Raw genomic sequence first — 703 nt, 5'->3', positions numbered from 1 at the left:
ATTACGATATGTTAGTAATTGCGACTGGCGCTCGCCCTATCGTTCCTCCATTCGGTGAATATAACCCTGAAAACGTCCATACCTTAACCAGCATGGAAGATGGCCTAGCCGTTAAAGAGGCATTAAAGAACAACAGTAAACAGCGTATTTGTGTTATTGGTGGTGGGTTCATCGGACTTGAAGTGTTCGATGCGGCACATGAGCTTGGTAAAGACGTCACTATCATCGAACGCGAACAGCATGTAATGAGTCGTCAGTTTAGTCCTGAAATGATCGAAGTGGTTGAAGGAGCCATTCGTGAGTCTGGATCCGAGCTAAAAACAGGTTGTAGCGTTTCAGCCATTCGAGATGCAGATAATGGTGGTTACACAGTAGAAACGGATAATGGCAATGTTGAAACTGACGTAGTCATCATGTCACTTGGTTTCAAGCCAAATACTGAGTTCTTCGAGCTTCCAAAAGCAGTCAATGGTGCATTACTGGTCAACGAATATGGAGCAACCGAAGATCCACATATCTACGCTGTGGGTGACTGTGCCGTGGTTCATCACATGGCATTAGGAAAATCCGTATATGTGCCACTGGCAACCACCGCCAACAAGCAAGCGCGTATGATGGCAGATAAGCTTGCAGGCAAAGACACCTACATGGAAGGCTTCTTGGGATCTTCATGTTTGAAAGTACTGGATTACGAATTAGCCTG

At 45.5% G+C, this 703-nt stretch carries 1 protein-coding gene; it reads left to right on the top strand.

Features of this window, described 5'->3' with window-relative positions:
• Nucleotides 1-703: FAD-dependent oxidoreductase (locus KIV40_RS30045; protein ID WP_285352928.1), on the top strand; the 703-nt coding region annotated here is incomplete at both ends.

It is taken from the genome of Vibrio sp. D173a (assembly GCF_030248475.1).
The sequence above is the reverse complement of the archived record's forward strand: the minus strand, read 5'-3'. Positions and strand labels throughout refer to the sequence as shown.